Raw genomic sequence first — 3,227 nt, 5'->3', positions numbered from 1 at the left:
TGCGAATTAAGCGCTACAAAAAATTTCAGGAAAAACAAGCATAAAAATTGCAGCAGCCAATCTTCCAAAGACATGTACTAGCAGGCCTGATGAAGATCGAACTTTACTCGCTTTCTCAATACCTGTTTTCTCATTAATCCAATTAAATAGCGATTCAATTGGCTGGCGAACTTGACTAACAGCACGAGATAACCATTGATCAGAAACATCTAAATATAATTGACCTTTGTTTTTCTTAACAGGTGTCAGCAGGTCAATTTCTTGTTCTAAAGCAATAGGCTTTAAATAATTATAAGCTTTGTCACCATAAGCTAAATTTTTAGGTAAAAAAGGTAGTAAATTCTCCAAAACCTTTCCATCATTTTCACTTGCTGGAGTTATTCCTATATAGTCTGGAAAAGGTATGGAACCTTCCTGCCTTTGACCCAAAATATGTAACTTGACTCCATAATAATGAAGCTTTTTTGATGCACAATAACCTTTGTCAGCATACTCTGGTGCGACCCGTGCCTTGAAGCTATGTCCTTGTTGAGCAAGAATAATGGGTGCAGAGTCAATTAACCAGTCTCGCAAAAGAGGGTCATTAGGACAGAGTATTTCAATCAGTGGGGCAAAAACAATATCCAGCTTATTTAAGCGTTGTACAAATCCAGGATAAGAGGGTAACCGAGGAAACCAATCGCGCAAATGACGATCGGCCTCATTATATATAGCGAGGATCTGTGTATGTTTATTTATAATTCCAAATAAATATAGCGTAATTATTTCTTCATCGGTAAAAGAAAGATCACAATGAGGACTAAACCTTTGACAATAAACCCACAGACTTTCTTGGTAATACTTACAAACCATGTCATAGAGAGAAATTAACTGAATTTGCCAATCCATCGTCGTAACCATAATAGGTGTGTTGAGAAGCCCCTATTATACGATGAGTTGACAATCTAAATCATCTAAAAATGACTATGGTTGGCTAGCACTTAATTCGCATAAGAGTTACCACACGCTTATTTTGACTTTTGATTCGAGCTTTAGGTCTCCGGCTCGATACTGGCCTGAGTTCCGGCCTTGAAACAAATCACCGTCGCGATGACGGCGCGAACCCTTCAACGATAGCTGGCTATTTGCCGACTATCTAAAATCACAGAACCCGCTTCGGCGGGTTCTGCATTTGTGGGTTGGGCGGTTATGGGGCGGCCTTGTAGTGGATCAATTGCTTGAGGTAGTCGCGCCGACTGTCAAACAATCCGTCGAACTGGACGGGGAGCACTATCGGGGATTCGTGCCTATCCGGTAGCACAGGGTCAAATTCCTCGCATTCTGCTTTAACGGCTTGCCGTAAAGATTCCAACTCTCGCGCTATCGGCTTCAACTCCATATCCATTTCTTGCCGCAAAGTCTCAAGCGTATCCTGATAGCCGTCTAAAACGTCTGTGGCCTGTTCTTTCAGCCGCTCCAATCTCCAGCGGTAGGGGTGCGTGGCTGCGAGCCACTTTGCGGCCACTTCATCATCAGCCCGCTTGTAGACTGCATAGGCTTTGCAGGAATAAGTCGTATCTCGGTAGGGGAGCGTTTCTTGGTGAATGATTTTCGCCAGTTCGCCGGGGTGAAGTGCTTCCAGCGCATCCAACTCCGTAGCGCCTGCTACGCCATATTTTGCAAGGAAGTTGTCTTGCCGCTTGTCGCTCTCCTTGATGGGGATAGGGGGCAATTGGTAGCGCTGCACCTGATCGGGCGTCAGCACGATAGGGAGTAACAGAACATTCAAATCGGGCGCGTAGACGGTTCGCCAGAACTCAATTTGCCGCGCCACGCTCGGCGGCATAAAAGAACCGGCCGGATCAAAATCGCTGATATAGAACACCACGCCGGGCTTATTGGCTTGCCGTAAGCGTTGCAGCATCGCAACCACGCCGGTGATGGATTGAAAGCCGGTTGCGGGCGCGTAGTTGATTCGCAGATCGCGGCATAGCGGAATGATCACATCATCCATCGTGGATTTTTCGCTGATCAGTTCCAGGTGAAACGGTTGCCCGCAATCTCCTTGCAGATACCCAATACACTTCAAGTTAGGAATATCCCAGTCCAGATCAGCGGCTAGATCAGCATCAATCCTTGGGATGTTCCATCCTTCATTACCGTGGGGTTCCCAGCTAAAAGTGACATACGGATCGCGGAACGGGTGATATTCGCGGGTCACTACTGGATCGGGGTTGCGCTTATCCTCAAAAGCGTCGGCAGCAACCAGTCCAAGGCATCTCGCCGCCTTGCTAGCTCCTCCTAAGTATTGCCAGCAGGCTTCTGTGTTCTGGTAGGGCGGCCATCCACCATAAACAGCGGGGCGGCTTGGCTGATTAGCTTGTAGTGGATTCGCCGCAAGTGAACACCCGCCGGTAAGTCAAACTGAGTCCACAGTGCAGCGAACCATGCGGCTTGCTTGGCTTGTGCGGGCATGATGTAGAACGGATCGTTCTGGCAAGCCATAGCCAGTAAATCAGGAATCTTTCGCCCTGTAGCACTTGATAGCGCCTTGATGTCTTCATAGGTGCGCGGCGATGATGCGCTCATGCCCACCCCCCCAACACTTCGATGATCGCCGAAATTCGGTTGGCTATGCTCCGATCCCATTGCTGGATCGTCGATACTCGCCAGAGCTTCATGTTGCCATGTCGTCGCTCGTCTGGCTTAGGAATCAGCCCAGCATTCAACCGGTTGCCAATGGTTTTTTCCCCGCAACGAAGGGCACAGCCAAGGATTGTGGGTGTGATCACCGCAGGGTCGTGATGAATTACAGATGCGACCATAGTAAAAATCTCAGGCTATGGCGCGACTTGGCGGGCATTTTGATCTACGATGATCGCAACCGCGCCTTGTGCGCCGGGTTATTTTTTGGCTCGTGGTTCAACTTGTTCGGGTCGCCACGTTGCCGCTTCAATCAAAGCCTGCCTCCACTGGCGGGCTTTTTCATGTCGGCTATTCTACAGATTCTTATAACTAAGCTAGTTTTATTTTTATAGCTAGGCCCGTTTTTTATTTTTATAAAACCAGTTTTTATATTAAATTCAACGTCATAATGTGCCTTTCGTTGTGGATAAGTCTGTGGATAACTTTCAATCTATATAAAAATTCTATTCTCGATAGCTTGCGTTTTGGACGTATCGAGAAGAGGCTCAATGAGACTTCCCGTGGAGGCCACAATATCTTGTGGTATGGGTTTCAAGTCCAAA

At 47.2% G+C, this 3,227-nt stretch carries 4 protein-coding genes; all 4 read right to left on the bottom strand.

Annotated elements, in window-relative coordinates; all coding sequences use genetic code 11:
* Window positions 1-6: 6 nt before the first annotated feature.
* The gene (locus tag BN874_RS23910) at window positions 7-888 is read right to left on the bottom strand and encodes a transposase (protein WP_081756499.1); all 882 of its coding nucleotides are present in this window, start codon (window positions 886-888) and stop codon (window positions 7-9) included.
* A gap of 298 nt (window positions 889-1,186) precedes the next feature.
* The gene (locus BN874_RS17850; protein WP_034435654.1) at window positions 1,187-2,200 is read right to left on the bottom strand and encodes a hypothetical protein; all 1,014 of its coding nucleotides are present in this window, start codon (window positions 2,198-2,200) and stop codon (window positions 1,187-1,189) included.
* Between the two features lie 80 nt (window positions 2,201-2,280).
* Window positions 2,281-2,568: a hypothetical protein gene (locus tag BN874_RS17845; RefSeq protein ID WP_034435653.1), complete on the bottom strand. Its 288-nt coding sequence runs from the start codon at window positions 2,566-2,568 to the stop codon at window positions 2,281-2,283.
* Entirely contained in the window at window positions 2,565-2,804 is a 240-nt protein-coding gene (locus BN874_RS25210) for a hypothetical protein (protein ID WP_034435651.1), read from the bottom strand. Before BN874_RS25210 ends, BN874_RS17845 begins: the two co-directional genes overlap by 4 nt.
* Window positions 2,805-3,227 lie beyond the last annotated feature (423 nt).

The sequence above is a fragment of the Candidatus Contendobacter odensis Run_B_J11 genome (assembly GCF_000531125.1).
GTDB classification, from domain to species: Bacteria; Pseudomonadota; Gammaproteobacteria; order Competibacterales; family Competibacteraceae; genus Contendibacter; species Contendibacter odensensis.
Note: the sequence above shows the minus strand (reverse complement) of the source record. Positions and strands in the feature narration are given on the sequence as shown.